Source organism: Polaribacter sejongensis, assembly GCF_038024065.1.
GTDB lineage: Bacteria > Bacteroidota > Bacteroidia > Flavobacteriales > Flavobacteriaceae > Polaribacter > Polaribacter sejongensis.
This window is the reverse complement of sequence record NZ_CP150667.1, coordinates 3,098,013-3,113,879: the sequence shown is the minus strand read 5'-3', so window position 1 is coordinate 3,113,879 and position 15,867 is coordinate 3,098,013. Positions and strand designations below refer to the sequence as shown.

The window sequence follows — 15,867 nt, the reverse complement described above, 5'->3', positions numbered from 1 at the left end:
ATTAGTGCTTGTCTACTACATTAATTTCCACAGCTCCTGTACTAGCTAATAAATCAATAATTTTAGCTTCGTTGTTGTTTACAGGGATTTCCATTAAAAAATGATCATCTGTAGTTCTTGGATCTGGGTTCTCAGCTTCTTTAAATGGCCATAATCTACTTCTCATATAAAAAGTAATTACCATTAAGTGGGCTGCAAAAAACACTGTTAATTCAAACATAATTGGCACAAACGCAGGCATGTTTGCCCACCAAGAAAAGTTTGGCTTACCACCAATATCTTGTGGCCAATCTTGAATCATCATGTAATTAGTCATCCAAATAGCAAATGCTAATCCTGTAATTCCGTATAAGAACGCAGTAATTGCTAATCTTGTTGGTGCTAATCCCATTGCTTTGTCTAAACCGTGAACTGGAAAAGGACAAAATACTTCTTCTATATGAAGATGTTCTGCTTTAACAGCTTTCACTGCGTCCATTAGAACTTCGTCATCATTATAAAATGCGTGAATAACTTTTGATGATTCCATAATTATTCTTTATTAGATTTATCAGTTGTACCTGCTACGTTTGCTACATTAATAGCTGGTTTAGTTGGTATACCTTGTTCTCTTCTCTTCTTGTAAAACTCTCCAGAAGATTTTAAAATTGTTTTTACTTCCGCTTGTGCAATTACTGGGAATGTTCTTGCGTATAATAAGAATAATACACCAAAGAAACCTATAGTTCCCACAAAAATACCAACATCTACAAACGTAGGTTCAAAACGCCACCATGTAGATGGTAAATGACCTTTACTTAATACAATTGCTATAATATCGAAACGCTCAAACCACATACCAATGTTAATTGCAATAGAAATAATAAAAGTAATTACAAAACTTCTTCTAAATTTCTTAATCCATAATAACTGTGGTGTAATAATATTGAATAATATTAGTGACCAGAATGCCCAAGCATAAGGCCCCGTTGCAGCACCTACAGATAAATAGGTATAGTTCTCATAAGGTGAACCTGTATACCAAGCAATAAAGAACTCAGTTGCATACGCTACAGCTACAATACCACCTGTTAAGATAATTACAATGTTCATATACTCAATGTGCATACGTGTAATGTAATCTTCTAAGTTAGTAACTTTTCTCATTATTCCTAATAACGTTTGTACCATTGCAAATCCAGAAAAGATTGCTCCTGCTACGAAATAAGGAGGGAAAATAGTTGAGTGCCAACCTGGGTTAATAGAAGTAGCAAAATCCATAGATACAATTGTATGTACAGAAAGTACTAATGGTGTTGCTAAACCTGCAAGTACCAAAGATACTTCTTCAAAACGTTGCCAGTCTTTTGCTCTACCAGACCAACCGAATGATAATAAAGCATATATTTTCTTTTGGAAAGGCTTCACAGCTCTATCTCTAATCATTGCAAAATCTGGTAATAAACCTGTCCACCAGAAAACTAATGATACAGATAAATACGTTGATATTGCAAAAACATCCCATAATAATGGTGAGTTAAAGTTTACCCATAACGAACCAAATTGATTTGGCATTGGCAGTACCCAGTATCCATTCCATGGTCTACCCATGTGAATCAATGGAAACAATCCTGCTTGAAAAACGGCGAAAATTGTCATTGCTTCTGCAGAACGGTTAATTGCCATTCTCCATTTTTGACGGAATAATAATAGTACTGCAGAAATTAGTGTTCCTGCGTGACCAATACCTACCCACCATACAAAGTTTGTAATATCCCAAGCCCAACCAATGTTCTTGTTCAATCCCCAAACTCCAATACCAGTACCTATGGTGTAAAAAATACATCCAAATCCCCAAAGCGTTGCAGCCAAAGAGATATAAAATGCTATGTACCAATTTTTATTTGCAACTCCTTCAATAGGTTTTGCAATGTCTTCTGTAATATCGTGATAACTTTTATCACCTAGTACTAAAGGTTCCCTTATGGGTGCTTCGTAATGAGACATATTTTTATTACTTAGTTTAATTATAGTTTTTAAACTTTCAAAGTCCTTTAACTTTGAGTTTTCAATTTAAAATTTTCTTACGCTTCGTTTGTATTTCTAACTTTCACTTGATATACTACATTCGGTTTCGTTTGTAAGTAATCTAATACGTGATAAGCTCTCTTGTCTTCTGCTAATGCTGCTACTTCGTCTTTTTCGTTATTTATGTCTCCAAAAACCATAGCACCTGTTGTACAAGCTGATGAACAAGCTGTTTCAAACTCATCTGTATTAACAGCTCTTCCTTCTTTTTTAGCTTTTAGAATTGTTGCTTGTGTCATTTGAATACACATAGAACATTTTTCCATAACCCCTCTAGAACGAACTACAACATCTGGGTTTAAAACCATTTTACCGTAGTCATTATTCATATTGAAGTCAAACTCTTTGTTATTAGAATACTGGAACCAGTTAAAACGACGAACTCTATAAGGACAGTTGTTTGCACAATATCTTGTACCAACACATCTATTATATGCCATTTGGTTTTGACCTTGACGACCATGAGATGTTGCTGCAACTGGACAAACAGTCTCACAAGGAGCATGATTACAGTGCTGACACATCATTGGTTGAAAAGTAACCTCTGGATTTTCTGCTTCAGTTTCTATCGCTTTATACAAGTCTCCACCGCTTAAGCCCATTGCTTTCGCTTCTTCTCTTGTTGCAACCTCAGAAGAGTAATATCTATCGATACGCAACCAGTGCATATCTCTACCAACTCTAACCTCATTTTTACCTACAACTGGCACATTGTTTTCTGCATGACATGCTATAACACACGCACCACAACCTGTACAAGATGATAAATCTATTGATAAGTTAAAGTGATGACCAACTTCTCTATTGTGCTCTTCCCATAAATCTATAGATTTTGCTTCAACTTCTTGATGATCATAAGATACAAAAGCAGGCTTGTTCCAAGAATGTTTTGGATCTACACTACTTACTACCTCTTTTAAAGAAGCTACTTTTAAAATATCATGACGACCTGCAATTGTTTTTTGTACTTGTGTACAAGCAAATTTATGGGTGCCAGATACTTTTTCTATTGTAACTCCGTACTGAATATTGTTTCCGTTAATGTATAATGGATATCCATTAACACCAACTTTCATTTCGTCTTTTAAACCAAAAGTTTTACCATAACCTAATGCTAAACCTACAGAACCAATAGCCTGACCTGGTTGTACCATTACTGGAACAATAACATCAACACCATTAACAGATACTTTGGCGTAATCACCATTAATAGCACCGTTATCTTTTACAGGATTAGAAAAACCTAATTCTCTGGCATCTGCCATAGACATCATTAAGTAATTATCCCAAGAAGCTCTTGTAATAGGGTCTGGAAATTCTTGTAACCAAGGATTGTTTGCTTGTTTACCGTCTCCTAAACCTGTTTTAGTATATAAGTTTAATTCAAAACCAGAAGCTTTCTTCGCTGAACTTGCTAATTTTGATGCAATATCAGAAATTACAACAGTAGATTCAAAAACTTCTCCCTCTTCTTCTAAAGAAAGGTCTTTTTTGAAAAAACCATTATGTAAAGCTTTGTTCCATGAAGCACCACCTAAAACATTGGTAGCTGCGTATGTTTTTAAATAATCGTAATATTTTGTAGTATCTCCAGACCATTTTAATAACGTATCTTGAACCTGACGTGTATTAAATAATGGTTGAATTGTTGGTTGCATTAAACCATACGTTACAGAATCGAACTGTGCATCTCCCCAAGACTCTAAAAAGTGTGGAGTTGGTAATGCATAATCCATTAAAGCAGTAGTGCTGTTATGTTCTGTAGACAATGCTACTGAAATTTCTAGTTTACCTAATCCTTCAGAAAAATCTGATGCATTTGATAATGAATATACAGGATCTACATTGTATGCAATTAATCCTGATACTTTACCAGCTTTCATATCTGAAACTAATTGAGCAACTTCAGCATCATTTCCTTTACGGATGTTTAGCGTATTTTTTGTATCAATAATTTCACTATTTAATGCCTTATTAATCGCTAATGAGATTAATTGTGCATTTTTATCATTCAATCCTGTTAAGACAACACCTTTAGGACCAGCTTTCTTTAAATCTGAAGCTAATTTTTTAATAGTTGCATCTACAGAAGTTGCTTTAGAAGGAACATTTGCTCCTGTAATAGCGTTGTATAAATTTAACAATGCAAATACCTGGTCAGATGGTTTTACAACCACTCTTTTATCAGAATTAGCACCTGTTAAAGACATATTACTCTCTACCTGTACATGGTAAGACATATATCCTTTTTCTGGTTTTCTACCAGCAATATATTTCTTCTCTAAACCTCCGTGGAAATCTCCAAGAAAATCAGCACCAAAAGAAACAATTGTTTTTGCATTTTCTAAATGATAATTTGGTAACACACGTTTACCGTACATTGCCATAAAAGCATCTGCCGCTCCAGATTCTGAAACTGCATCATAAACAACATGTTTTACATTTGGGTTTGCAGCAATAAAGCCTTCAATAACTTTATCCGTAGACGGACTTGCCATTGTACCTGTTAATAATACAACAGGTTTATTTGCCTCTTTTAACTCGCTTAATTTTGCACCAATTTTAGAATCAGCATCTGCCCAAGTTAAAAAAGCTTCTTTATCTTGAGGTTCTTTTAAACGTAATTGTTCATCATATAAAGATAAAACAGAAGCTTGTACTCTCGCACTTGTTGTTCCGTCCGCTTCTTTATTAGGCATAATTTGAATAGGGCGCCCTTCGCGTGTTTTTACCAACACATTTGCAAAATCATAACCATCTGCCATTGAAGTTGCGTACCAATCTGCAATACCAGCAATGATATCGTCTGGTTTTACAACATAAGGAATAGCCTTTCTAACGGGTCCCTGACAAGCTGCTAATGAAGCTGCAGCTGTAGTAAAACCAACATATTTTAAAAAGTCTCTACGTGAAGTAGAAGAATTCTCTAAAGTTTCTTTATCACCTAAAAACTCATCTGATGGAAGTTCTTCCACAAATTCGTTTTTACTTAACGTTTCAACAATAGAACTACCTTTAAGTTCCTCAACACTTTGCCAGTATTTTTTGTCTGAAGCCATTTATACTTTTTATTTAATGATTGAAAGATTCAAACTAGAAAACCCCCAGTTTTGTAACCTTTTAATTTTTAATTCTTTTTAATTAGTAGTGACATTTACCACACTCCTTACCACCTAACTGTGAAATGGTAACTTGATCTACATTGTATTTCTTTGCCAAATCTTCATGAATTTTCTTGTAATAATCATTACCTTTTAAATCCACTTTAGTGTCTTTATGACAATCTATACACCAACCCATTGTTAAAGGAGCATGTTGATACAACTCATCCATTTCCTCTACAGGTCCATGACATTTTTGACAATCGATACCTGCAACTGTTACGTGCTGTGAGTGATTGTAATAAACGAAATCTGGTAAATTATGAACTCTCACCCATTTAATTGGAGCCGTTTCACCTGTATACTCTAAGTTATCTGCATCCCAACCAGCGGCTGTATAAATCTTTGCAATTTCAAGATCTAATTCTTCTTTTCCAAGAACAACTCCATCTCCTAATTCTACAACAGTATCATCTGCAACTTCAGAAATATTTAAGTGACAATTCATACAAACATTTACTGATGGTATACCAGATGTTTTACTATGTTTTGCCGAAGAGTGACAATATTGACAATCTATCTTATTATCTCCTGCATGTATTTTATGTGAAAATGCAATTGGCTGAATAGGTTGATACCCTTCATCCACCCCTACCTGAAATAAGAATCCGAATAAGACATAAATACCAATTAACACTAAAAATATAGTAGTTAAAACCTTTAAGAAAGTATTTTTCATTATACCCGCCCAAAGCTCATGTAAATCTCTTTTAAGATTTGAATCTTCTCCTGCAGCAGTATCACCTTTTAATTCACTTACTTGTTTTAACAAACTAGCAATCATTAAAAAAGCAACTATAATAGCAGCAGACAGTACATATATTAACCAACCTGGAGCACCTGCAGAAGAAACATTTGCAGAAGCATCACCTGCCGCTACTTCTCCTACTTTTTTAAGCTCACCTACAGTAGTATAATATAAAATATCATCTACATTCTGATCAGTTAACTGAGGGAAAGCAGACATTGCAGCTCCATTGTACTCGTCAAAAATTGCATTAGCATCTGAATCTCCAGTAGCTCTTAATTCTGCATTATTTTTAATCCAAGAATGTAACCAATCATTTTCTCTTCTTTCCTCGACACCAGCCAAAGCTGGTCCAATTAATTTCTTATCTAACTTGTGACAAGAAGCACATAACGATTTAAATAATTTTTTCCCTTCTTTTTGGCGTGCCTCATCTATATCTTGTGAATAAGCAGATACACTGAATGCAAAAATTAGGAGAAAAGTAATACTTTTAAGAAGTAATGTGGTTAGTCTATTGTGCAGTTCTACACTTTTCATATTTAAACTTTGATTAAAAATATCTAATATAAAATGACAAAAGTCATTTTTTTCCGTTTGACAAAAGTAATACTTCTTCCTAAGGTTTGAAAAGCTAAAAGAATGTAAAACATAATTTATAATTATTCTAAATAAGCGTTTAATCTAATTTATTCCTAAACTAGTCGTTATTTTTGTACAAAATAAAATTAAGCATGAAAAGTAAATTAACAACACTCTCGTTTTTGATTGTTTTATTAGCAACAAGTTACAATTCTTTCTCACAAAATAGCACAAATGAATCTGCAGAAATAAAGGATATTGTTTCTAAAAAAAGAAGTTTTAATAGCACTTTTGGGTTTGGATATAGAATTCAACTTTACAACGGAAACGAATCAAAAGCAAGACAGTTTATGGCTCGTTTTAGAGCAGAATTTCCCGGAAATTTCTCGAAACTAGTTTATTACGCTCCAGAATGGAAAGTACAAGTGGGTAATTACAAAACAAAATTAGAGGCTGATAAAGATCTAATAAAATTTCAAGAAAAATTCTCTGGAATTATTGTAATTCCAATGGGGAAGTAAATAATACAAAAAACACATTAAAAGTAATTAAAAAAGCTTCATTATTTTGCTCTCTAATAAGAAAACAAAATAATGAAGCTTTTTAATATTACATACTTAAGTAGGTTTTACATGGAAGTAAACGACCAACTATCTAAAGTAAGCAGTAAAGCTTTAATACTCTACCAAGACTGTAATAAGAAAACCTATTCTTCTAAATCAACTTCTTCTTCCAAGGAAACGGAAACTACCGTATTACCCCAACCTAAATGCATGGTAACCGCGTTACCTTCAACTTCATTAAAAACAATTGAAAAAGCTTCAATACTTTTTTCAGATTCAGAAACTTTACCAGAAACTCTAATAACATCATCCTTTTCATCATAAGTATAATGTCCCCATACGTTTCTAACATTACTAAGAATCAGTGTCCACTCTTTATCACCAGGAACCGAAAACAAAGTATACGTACCCGCTTTTACGCTTTCTCCTCCAAATAAAACATCCTTAAAAAAAGTAATTTCAGAAGCTTCATTAGCACCAGTTCTCCAAACGCCTTTATCTGAAACCTCAGCCAAAGAAGACAATGCTCTTCCTTTTAATTGTGGTCTTCCGTAAATAACTCTTACTAACTTATCAGAATTCCTCCAATCACTTGGGTAGGCAGCAACATCTAAAGGACTCACATCTAATCTTGGAAATTTTTGAGCATAAGTATCTGTTGATGAAATAATTGAAAGTACAAGAACAGCAAATAATAGAATTGTTTTTTTCATTTTTATAATTTATGAGGTGATATAAAGATCAGTCATCAAAAATAAAAAATCTTACAATCTTATTTTACTAATTTCATGTTAAACATAATGAAGCGGTAATAAAAGGAATTAAGCAGACACAAACTGACATCCTCATTTCATGAAAATTTGTAGTAGAAAAATATCTTAAATGGTTATAAAAAAGCGAATTAACAACCACAACCAGCGCTACATCCTTTCTTTTTTTTAGAAGGAAAAACATATTTTCTTAATAAAAAAGCTACGGCTAAAACAACTAATATATATGCTATAATTTCTTGCATTAACTTAAAATTTGATAGGTTATAAATGAAGCAACATATGCCATTAAGCCCATTCCGAACAATTGGATCAATGGCCATTTCCAAGTTTTCGTTTCACGCTTTACAATAGCTAAAGTAGCCATACACTGCATTGCAAAGGCATAAAAAACCATTAAAGACATTCCGACAGGGAAATTAAATCTTTTACCACCGGTATCTGGATTTATTTCTGACCTCATCTTTTCTTTAATCGTAGATGTATTTTCATCATCTGCTTCTACACTATAAATGGTTGCCAGCGTACCTACAAACACTTCTCGTGCGGCAAAAGATGTAATTAAGGCAATTCCAATTTTCCAATCATACCCTAAAGGTCTAATAGATGGCTCTATTGTTTTACCAAGAATACCAATATAAGAATTCTCTAACTTTACAGAGGCTATTTTTTGCTGTAACTCTTGATCTGTTAAACCCTGGTTAGCAACATTTTCAATCGTATTTTTCTCAGCGTTCTCAAAAGAAGCTGGCCCATTTGATGCTAAAAACCATAAAACGATAGACAAAGCTAAAATGATTTTCCCTGCTTCTAAAACAAACGATTTTGTTTTTTCAACTACCTCATAAAAGACATTCTTAACAGATGGTAATTTATAATTTGGCATTTCTACCACAAAAAACGACTTCGATTTTATCTTTAACGTTTTATGCAATATATAAGCTGCTATCACTGCTGTTGCAAACCCTAATCCGTATAACAATAACAAAACTACACCTTGTAAATTTAAGAATCCAAAGATTTTTGTATCAGGAATAATTAAAGAAATTAAAATAGCATACACAGGTAAACGCGCAGAACACGTAGTAAACGGCACTACCAAAATAGTAATTAATCGCTCTTTCCAACTAGCAATTGTTCTAGTTGCCATAATTGCAGGAATTGCACAAGCAGTTCCAGAAATTAACGGAATTACACTCTTACCATTCATTCCAAATCGGCGCATAATTTTATCCATTAAAAACACCACACGACTCATATACCCCGTTTCTTCTAAAACTGAGATAAATAAAAATAGAATGGCAATTTGTGGAATAAATATAATGACACCTCCAATACCCGGTATTATCCCTTCTGTTAACAGATCTGTAAGTACTCCATTTGGCAGATTACTTTTTGCAAAATCTGCAATTTGAGCAAAACTAGTATCTATAAAATCCATAGGTACTGAAGCCCAATCGAAAACAGATTGGAAGATAATCAACAATAAAAATACAAAGAAAAAATAACCAAAAACCTTATGCGTAAAAACCCTATCTAGCCTACCACGAAGGTCTTTGGCTTTGGTTTTATCTACTATATAGGTCTTTTTAAGTATTTTATTAATTTCTTGATAACGATAAATAGTTTCTTTATGTTGATACTTTTTCAACTTAGAAACGTCTTTTTTAAAGTTAAGTAATTTTTGTTTTTCTTCTGATGAAATTGTGTCTGGATAATTATTCTGCGTTACCATCAACCATAATTCATACAAAGAATAATTAGGGCTAATTTCTTTTAACTTATCAAAATAATCTGGATCAATCTGATGATTAATTCCACATAAAGGAGAAGCTTTTGCAGCAACATGACAACGAATAATTGCCGCTTTTACATCATCTATTCCCTCATTTTTTCTTGCACTAATTAAAACTACCTCTGTATTTAATTCTTTCTTTAATAAAGATAAATCGATAGTAATTCCTTTTCTGTTCATTTGGTCAACCATATTGATTGCCAAAACTGTTGGAATTTCTAAATCTTTAATTTGAGAAAAAAGGAGTAAATTTCTTTTTAAATTCTCTACATCTGCAACCACCAAAATAACATCTGGAGATTCTTTAATATCCTTTTTTAACAAGGTCTTTAAAACAATACTCTCGTCTAAAGAAGTAGGATTTATACTATAGGTACCTGGTAAATCTGTAATAATTGCATTCTGAGTAGCAGATAGCTTACTAACTCCATTTTTTTTATCAACAGTAATTCCCGGGTAATTTCCAACTTTCTGATTTAAACCTGTAAGTTGATTGAAAAGTGATGTTTTTCCGGTATTTGGGTTCCCTATTAAAGCAACCTTTATATCATTTTTAGACATTATAAATGCGCTTTAAGGATTCGAATTTTAGAAGCTGTTTCTATTCTTATTGCCAAATGACTACCGTTTACGCAAATATACAAGGGGTCTTTTAATGGCGCTATTTGAACTAACTGAACCTCAGCTCCTGGTAGACAGCCCATTTCTAACAATTTTAAAGGAATAAAATCTAAAGACTCTTCAGAAATATATCCTATCTCTCCCTTACGTAATGTAGCTATTGTGCTCAATGAATTTTATTTGGAAGGCAAATATAATCATTTAGAATGATTCTAAACAAGTTATTCAGAAGCATATTCTTCTTTTAACAAAACAATATCATTTTTAAGTTTCTCCATATCCTCTTTCTCCGTCCCATCATAATACCCACGAATTCGTCTGTCTTTATCAACTAAAACAAATTGTTCTGTGTGTATAAAATCACTTTCATCACCATTCCCTTCATCTAAAACTGCAAAATAACTTTTTCGCGCCAACTCATAAATGTGCTTTTTAGAACCTGTAGTTACATTCCATTTCCCATCAATAACCCCTTTTCTATCTGCATATTCTTTTAGAACAGAAACGCTATCCATAACTGGAGTAACAGAATGCGACAAAAACATAATATCATTATCATCTTTATAAAACTCTTGCAACTCTCCCATATTATACGCCATGGCAATACAAATTGTTTGGCAACGGGTAAAAAAGAAATCTGCTATGTAAATTTTATCTTTATAATTATTATTAGTAATCGTTTCTCCATTTTGATTGGTCAGTTTAAAGTCTGCAATGGTATGGTTGTTTTGAATATGCACCATACTATCGTCTACCAATCTTGGGTTAACATCAATAGGGTTAAAAATTTTAAGACGAGTATCTACCTTTAATAAATGATAATAAACTGTAAGTGAAATTGCAGAAAACACCGCAAAAAAGATAAGTAGAGGAATAGACTTTTTAAAGATTTTAAACTCCATAAGATAATTTTGTGACAACAAATTTACGACTTAATAAAACCTTAGAGAAAAAAACAAAAGGGAATAGTTTCCAAAATCTTTGTTAAATTAAAAAGGTACCTCAATTTGTTCTTTTGCAACTACCTTTAAAAACGTACATTTGCGACTATTTTAACTATGATTTAACGCTGAATGGAAATATTAATAAAAGCATCACAATTTATTTTAAGTTTATCTTTATTGATTGTATTGCACGAGTTAGGGCACTTTATCCCTGCAAAATTGTTTAAAACCAAAGTAGAAAAATTCTACTTATTCTTTGATTATAAATTCTCTATTTTTAAGAAAAAAATTGGTGATACCGTTTATGGTATTGGTTGGATTCCTCTTGGTGGATATGTAAAAATATCTGGTATGATAGACGAAAGTATGGATACCGAGCAAATGGCTTTACCACCGCAACCTTGGGAATTTCGTTCTAAACCGGCATGGCAACGTCTAATTATAATGTTGGGTGGAGTTTTTGTAAACTTTGTTTTAGGTATTTTTATCTACATTATGTTAATGTATGCTTATGGTGAAAACTTTTTACCAAACGAGAATGTAAAAGACGGTGTTTGGGTACAGGATTCTTTAGCTATGAACTTAGGTTTACAAACTGGAGATAAAGTTTTAACTATTGATGGAGAAAAAATTAAAAAATTTAACGAACTAACTCTAGGGTTTGTAAACGGTAATAATTTTCAGATTGAAAGAGAAGGACAAGTTATTGATAAAGTAATTCCAGAAGATTTTATCTCTCAATTAGTAGACAGAGGTAAAGATGCTGGTGTAATTTTACTACCTAGATATCCTTTTGCTATTACAAGTGTTTCTGAAGATTCACCAAATAAAAATGCTGATTTAAAAGCGAAAGATATTGTTGTTGCCATTAACGGAAACCCAATAAAGTATTTTGATGAAGCTCAGGTTGAATTAAATAAGTTTAAAAATCAAGATATTTCTGTTACCATAAAAAGAGAAAACGAAACAAAAGATGTCGCTGTAAAAGTTACCAATGACGGTAAATTAGGTGTTGGTTTTGGCTTATTACCTTCTAAAGACTTAGAAAGACTTGGCTACTACGATTTAGCGAATATCGAATACACTTTTGCAGAAGCAATTCCTGCAGGATGGAACAAATCTGTAAAAACACTTACAGACTATATAAAACAATTAAAGAAGATCTTTAACCCAAGCACAGGAGCTTATAAAGGATTAGGTGGATTTATTTCTATAGGAAGTATTTTCCCTTCGGAATGGAGCGCAGAATCTTTCTGGAACATCACAGCATTCTTATCTATTATGTTAGGTTTTATGAACCTTTTACCAATACCTGCTTTAGATGGTGGTCATGTTGTTTTTACCCTTTGGGAAATGATAACTGGTAAAAAACCAGGAGATAAATTTTTAGAATATGCACAAGTAACAGGCTTTATTCTTTTAATAGCTTTATTACTTTTCGCAAACGGAAATGATATCTTTAGGTTGTTTAACTAAACAAAATAAAAGCAATTAAAAAGCCTCACTTTAATAAAAGTGAGGCTTTTTTTATACCTTAAAAGAACGGTTGATAAAAGAAAACCAAGTGTACTGCGTGTTACACTTATCGCAAGCATAAGCCTTAGTACCTGGTATCATTTTAACAAATGCCCCCCTTCTCATTCTGTGGTTAGATGTAGATTTACACTTTGGGCAAGCTTTCATAATTAGTCTGTTTGGTTTACCCCTGAAATTTAGCAAGTTACAACAAGATAATTCTATTCTAAATTATCTGATTTATATACTAAACTAGGATACAAAAAAGAAAGCTTATATAATAAGAAATTTTGGGAAATCTGAATTGATATCAAGTTCTTATAAATACTGATTTTGAGCAAACAGAGTCACAGAAACAAGTTCTGTATAAAAAGATTATACTCTTTTAGAATGGCTTTTTTACTACACTCTAAACGTACGATTGATAAAAGAAAACCATGCATACTGTGTATTACAATTATCACAAGCATAACCTCTTGTTCCTGGAATAATCTTTACAATTCCTTTTCTCATCATTCTATGTCTAGATTCAGATTTACATTTCGGACAAGATTTCATAAGCTAGGGGATATTTATTTTAAACCGCAATTTACTAAATACAAGCAATGTATTTACCCCGTATTAATACCTGTTTAAAAATCAACACTTTAAATCTTCTGCAATAAATTATATATCAAAAAAACCATCATTTAAAAAATAAATGATGGCTTCCGTTAAAACTTGTATGTTTATAAACTAGTTATCTTTGGTATCAATAACCTCAGCAGGTAATTCCGCAGGGATATCTTTTCCTTTTAAATAACTTGGCAACTCCATACCTGCCATATTAAACATTTCTTGTAAAGGCGGTACCGCTTTATACATTCCAGAAATAAAGTTAGAGGTTGATGTTTTTCCATCTGCTCCTCCTCCGTTTTCCCAAACAGTAACTTTATCAATCTTAATATTTTTAATAGCTTCTGCTTGTATTTTTACCAATTCTGGTAATTTATCTGCAATTAATAATAAGGCTGCATTTTGAGAATCGTTTCCAGCAGCTTTCACTATTTGATCTAAACCTTGTGCTTGTTTTGTTAAAACCTCAAACAAACCTTGTGCTTCCGCTTGTGCTTTAAATAAAATTGCATCGGCTTCACCTTTTGCAATTCTTCTAATGTTTTCTGCTCTTGCTTCTGCGTCTATTTCTACTTTACGTTTGTCTATTTCGGCAGGTACAATAATATCTGCTAATTGAGAAGAACGCTCTCTTTCCGCTCTTGCAACCTCTGCTTCTTGCTCTGCAGCATAAGATTCTTTTAATGCATTTGCTGTTTGTACTTTTTCTGATGCAATTGCTGTACGTTCTGCTTCTGCCTCTCTTTGTCTTCTTAAAGAGTCTGAATTTGCTACATTAATTTTTGCTGTATTTTCCCCAGCTACTGCTTGTGCATTTGCTGCTGCAACTTGTGTTCTTTCATCTTGTACTGCGTTTGCTTCACCAATAGAACCATCTCTATTTTTTTCTGCAACCGATTTACGTGCCGCGTTAATTGCGTGCGCAGCTGCTTCTTTTCCTAAAGCTTCTATATAACCAGATTCATCAACAATATCTGTAATATTTACGTTGATTAATTTTAACCCTACTTTCTTTAACTCTGTTTCTACAGATTGAGAAATATTGGTTAAAAACTTATCACGGTCGTTGTTAATTTCTTCAATATCCATCGATGCAACTACCAAACGTAACTGACCAAATATAATTTCTTGTGCTAAATCTTGAATGCTATCTTGATCTAAACCTAACAATCTTTCTGCAGCATTTTGCATGATTCCTGGTTCTGTAGAAACCCCAATAGTAAATCTTGAAGGAACATTTACACGAATATTTTGCTTAGAAAGTGCATTTACCAAATTTACTTCAATAGAAATAGGTGTTAAATCTAAAAATTGATAATCTTGAATTACCGGAAATATAAATGCAGCTCCACCATGAATACATTTAGCAGATTCTCCTCCACCTACTTTTCCATATACCACCAAAATTCTGTCTGATGGACATCTCTTATATCTTTTTACCATTGCAATTAGCAATATAAAAACGAAGAGAATTGCAATTCCGATTCCGATTAATCCGGCAAATTGACTAGTTTGTAATATCATAAAGTTTAGCATAGTTATTTTTTAGTTTTGAGGTTCTATAATTAATGTTCCGTTGTTTGTTACTTCTATTACTTTTATAATTTTTCCTTGTTTTAAATCTTCATTATGATCTGTTAAAGCTTCTAATTCTCTTAAAGCCCCTTGAATTTTAATTTGAATTTTACCTGTTTTAGATCTATTTGCACCTACAGTTAAATAGACTTCACCAATAGAGTTTAAAGCATTTTTCATTTTTAAAGTTCCGCTAGAACTTAATTTACTGATGTAATAAAATAATGCTGCCATCACAAACATCATTACCAATCCACAAAACACAGAGATAATTACAGTAACTACTTTAGAGTTTCCTGCATCTACACTAGCAATACCGCTCCAACCAAATATGGCAAAAAAAGCGACTAAGTTTTTCAACGTAAAAAATTGAAATCCTGCACCTGTATCTGCATCAATTTCTGCATCTACATCACCAATATCATCTGTTTCTGCACCAATTATTGTTGATATTAATACCAACAAAAACATAAAGGTAGAAATCCCTGTAATTATCCAATAGGTCTTCTCGAAAGCAGTTAATTCTTGAAACCATTCCATCATAGCAGTTTGTTTTAAAAGAGATTAAAGATAAATGTTTTTTGACTGAATAAAGCGATTTATTCCATCAATATAAAGTGCAATACCATTTTATAACATCAACTTTTAAGAGCTCTCTTTTTAAGTTGATTTTAAACTTTTTTAACCTCTTTTTTATTCTAGAAATAATAAGATTAAAGTGAGTTGGTATAATTAAGCTTCTCTTATAAGTAGTTAAAGAATCTATTTTGTTACAGTTTTTTTTTGAAAAATTCATCAAAAAAGAAAAAGCCTTGATAAAATAGATCAAGGCCTTTTAAAATTATATAATTTATTTATGTAAAAAATAGTTGCTATAACATCTAAATTAAATACATAATTCATTTCTTAAA

General features: G+C 32.5%; 14 protein-coding genes. 2 read left to right on the top strand and 12 right to left on the bottom strand.

The genetic code is table 11. The features are described from left to right. Nucleotide 1: 1 nt before the first annotated feature. From WHD08_RS12915 to WHD08_RS12900, 4 genes are all read right to left on the bottom strand, one after another. Nucleotides 2–529 carry a DUF3341 domain-containing protein gene (locus WHD08_RS12915; RefSeq protein ID WP_165731663.1) on the bottom strand — a complete coding sequence of 176 codons (528 nt, stop codon included), beginning with the start codon at nucleotides 527–529 and terminating at the stop codon, nucleotides 2–4. A 2-nt stretch (nucleotides 530–531) separates the two neighbouring features. Beyond that, entirely contained in the window at nucleotides 532–1,986 is a 1,455-nt protein-coding gene (gene nrfD, locus WHD08_RS12910; RefSeq protein WP_165731662.1) for an NrfD/PsrC family molybdoenzyme membrane anchor subunit, read from the bottom strand. Between the two features lie 77 nt (nucleotides 1,987–2,063). Further along, the gene (locus WHD08_RS12905; protein WP_208890545.1) at nucleotides 2,064–5,126 is read right to left on the bottom strand and encodes a TAT-variant-translocated molybdopterin oxidoreductase; all 3,063 of its coding nucleotides are present in this window, start codon (nucleotides 5,124–5,126) and stop codon (nucleotides 2,064–2,066) included. Nucleotides 5,127–5,208: 82 nt separating this feature from the next. Beyond that, on the bottom strand, nucleotides 5,209–6,516 hold the full coding sequence (locus WHD08_RS12900; protein WP_208890546.1) for a cytochrome c3 family protein: 1,308 nt from the start codon (nucleotides 6,514–6,516) through the stop codon (nucleotides 5,209–5,211). Between the two features lie 194 nt (nucleotides 6,517–6,710). Here WHD08_RS12900 and WHD08_RS12895 point away from each other — a divergent pair, with 194 nt between their 5' ends. Continuing rightward, nucleotides 6,711–7,079 (top strand): SPOR domain-containing protein, encoded by a 369-nt coding sequence (locus WHD08_RS12895; protein WP_165731659.1) that lies wholly within the window; start codon nucleotides 6,711–6,713, stop codon nucleotides 7,077–7,079. A 185-nt stretch (nucleotides 7,080–7,264) separates the two neighbouring features. Here WHD08_RS12895 and WHD08_RS12890 read toward each other — a convergent pair whose 3' ends face one another. The 5 genes from WHD08_RS12890 to WHD08_RS12870 form a co-directional block, all read right to left on the bottom strand. Then, nucleotides 7,265–7,834, bottom strand: coding sequence for a DUF2911 domain-containing protein (locus WHD08_RS12890; protein WP_208890547.1), 570 nt, complete (start codon nucleotides 7,832–7,834; stop codon nucleotides 7,265–7,267). 188 nt (nucleotides 7,835–8,022) lie between these two features. After that, nucleotides 8,023–8,136: a FeoB-associated Cys-rich membrane protein gene (locus tag WHD08_RS12885; protein WP_165731657.1), complete on the bottom strand. Its 114-nt coding sequence runs from the start codon at nucleotides 8,134–8,136 to the stop codon at nucleotides 8,023–8,025. Beyond that, entirely contained in the window at nucleotides 8,136–10,247 is a 2,112-nt protein-coding gene (gene feoB, locus WHD08_RS12880) for a ferrous iron transport protein B (protein WP_165731656.1), read from the bottom strand. Before feoB ends, WHD08_RS12885 begins: the two co-directional genes overlap by 1 nt. Next, a complete protein-coding gene (locus WHD08_RS12875) occupies nucleotides 10,247–10,477 on the bottom strand; it encodes a FeoA family protein (RefSeq protein ID WP_165731655.1) in 231 nt (76 codons plus the stop codon). Before WHD08_RS12875 ends, feoB begins: the two co-directional genes overlap by 1 nt. Nucleotides 10,478–10,528: 51 nt before the next feature. After that, nucleotides 10,529–11,209, bottom strand: coding sequence for an SCO family protein (locus tag WHD08_RS12870; RefSeq protein ID WP_165731654.1), 681 nt, complete (start codon nucleotides 11,207–11,209; stop codon nucleotides 10,529–10,531). Between the two features lie 171 nt (nucleotides 11,210–11,380). On the opposite strand from WHD08_RS12870, the gene rseP reads away from it, so the two are divergent. After that, nucleotides 11,381–12,727 carry an RIP metalloprotease RseP gene (gene rseP / locus WHD08_RS12865; RefSeq protein ID WP_165731653.1) on the top strand — a complete coding sequence of 449 codons (1,347 nt, stop codon included), beginning with the start codon at nucleotides 11,381–11,383 and terminating at the stop codon, nucleotides 12,725–12,727. Nucleotides 12,728–13,168: 441 nt separating this feature from the next. Here the strand turns inward: rseP and WHD08_RS12860 are convergent, their stop codons facing one another. From WHD08_RS12860 to WHD08_RS12850, 3 genes are all read right to left on the bottom strand, one after another. Then, nucleotides 13,169–13,324: a hypothetical protein gene (locus WHD08_RS12860; RefSeq protein WP_165731652.1), complete on the bottom strand. Its 156-nt coding sequence runs from the start codon at nucleotides 13,322–13,324 to the stop codon at nucleotides 13,169–13,171. 177 nt (nucleotides 13,325–13,501) lie between these two features. Continuing rightward, nucleotides 13,502–14,905, bottom strand: coding sequence for a flotillin family protein (locus WHD08_RS12855; protein ID WP_165731651.1), 1,404 nt, complete (start codon nucleotides 14,903–14,905; stop codon nucleotides 13,502–13,504). 21 nt (nucleotides 14,906–14,926) lie between these two features. Then, the gene (locus WHD08_RS12850) at nucleotides 14,927–15,499 is read right to left on the bottom strand and encodes a hypothetical protein (RefSeq protein ID WP_208890548.1); all 573 of its coding nucleotides are present in this window, start codon (nucleotides 15,497–15,499) and stop codon (nucleotides 14,927–14,929) included. Between the last annotated feature and the right edge of the window lie 368 nt (nucleotides 15,500–15,867).

Bases quoted from the DNA above. Each gene is read 5' to 3' on its own strand.
- WHD08_RS12855 (WP_165731651.1), bottom strand. From the start codon at position 14,905: ATGATATTACAAACTAGTCAATTTGCCGGATTAATCGGAATCGGAATT.
- WHD08_RS12885 (WP_165731657.1), bottom strand. From the start codon at position 8,136: ATGCAAGAAATTATAGCATATATATTAGTTGTTTTAGCCGTAGCTTTT.
- WHD08_RS12890 (WP_208890547.1), bottom strand. From the start codon at position 7,834: ATGAAAAAAACAATTCTATTATTTGCTGTTCTTGTACTTTCAATTATT.
- WHD08_RS12905 (WP_208890545.1), bottom strand. From the start codon at position 5,126: ATGGCTTCAGACAAAAAATACTGGCAAAGTGTTGAGGAACTTAAAGGT.
- WHD08_RS12870 (WP_165731654.1), bottom strand. From the start codon at position 11,209: ATGGAGTTTAAAATCTTTAAAAAGTCTATTCCTCTACTTATCTTTTTT.
- nrfD (WP_165731662.1), bottom strand. From the start codon at position 1,986: ATGTCTCATTACGAAGCACCCATAAGGGAACCTTTAGTACTAGGTGAT.
- WHD08_RS12895 (WP_165731659.1), top strand. From the start codon at position 6,711: ATGAAAAGTAAATTAACAACACTCTCGTTTTTGATTGTTTTATTAGCA.
- WHD08_RS12850 (WP_208890548.1), bottom strand. From the start codon at position 15,499: ATGATGGAATGGTTTCAAGAATTAACTGCTTTCGAGAAGACCTATTGG.
- feoB (WP_165731656.1), bottom strand. From the start codon at position 10,247: ATGTCTAAAAATGATATAAAGGTTGCTTTAATAGGGAACCCAAATACC.
- rseP (WP_165731653.1), top strand. From the start codon at position 11,381: ATGGAAATATTAATAAAAGCATCACAATTTATTTTAAGTTTATCTTTA.
- WHD08_RS12860 (WP_165731652.1), bottom strand. From the start codon at position 13,324: ATGAAATCTTGTCCGAAATGTAAATCTGAATCTAGACATAGAATGATG.
- WHD08_RS12900 (WP_208890546.1), bottom strand. From the start codon at position 6,516: ATGAAAAGTGTAGAACTGCACAATAGACTAACCACATTACTTCTTAAA.
- WHD08_RS12915 (WP_165731663.1), bottom strand. From the start codon at position 529: ATGGAATCATCAAAAGTTATTCACGCATTTTATAATGATGACGAAGTT.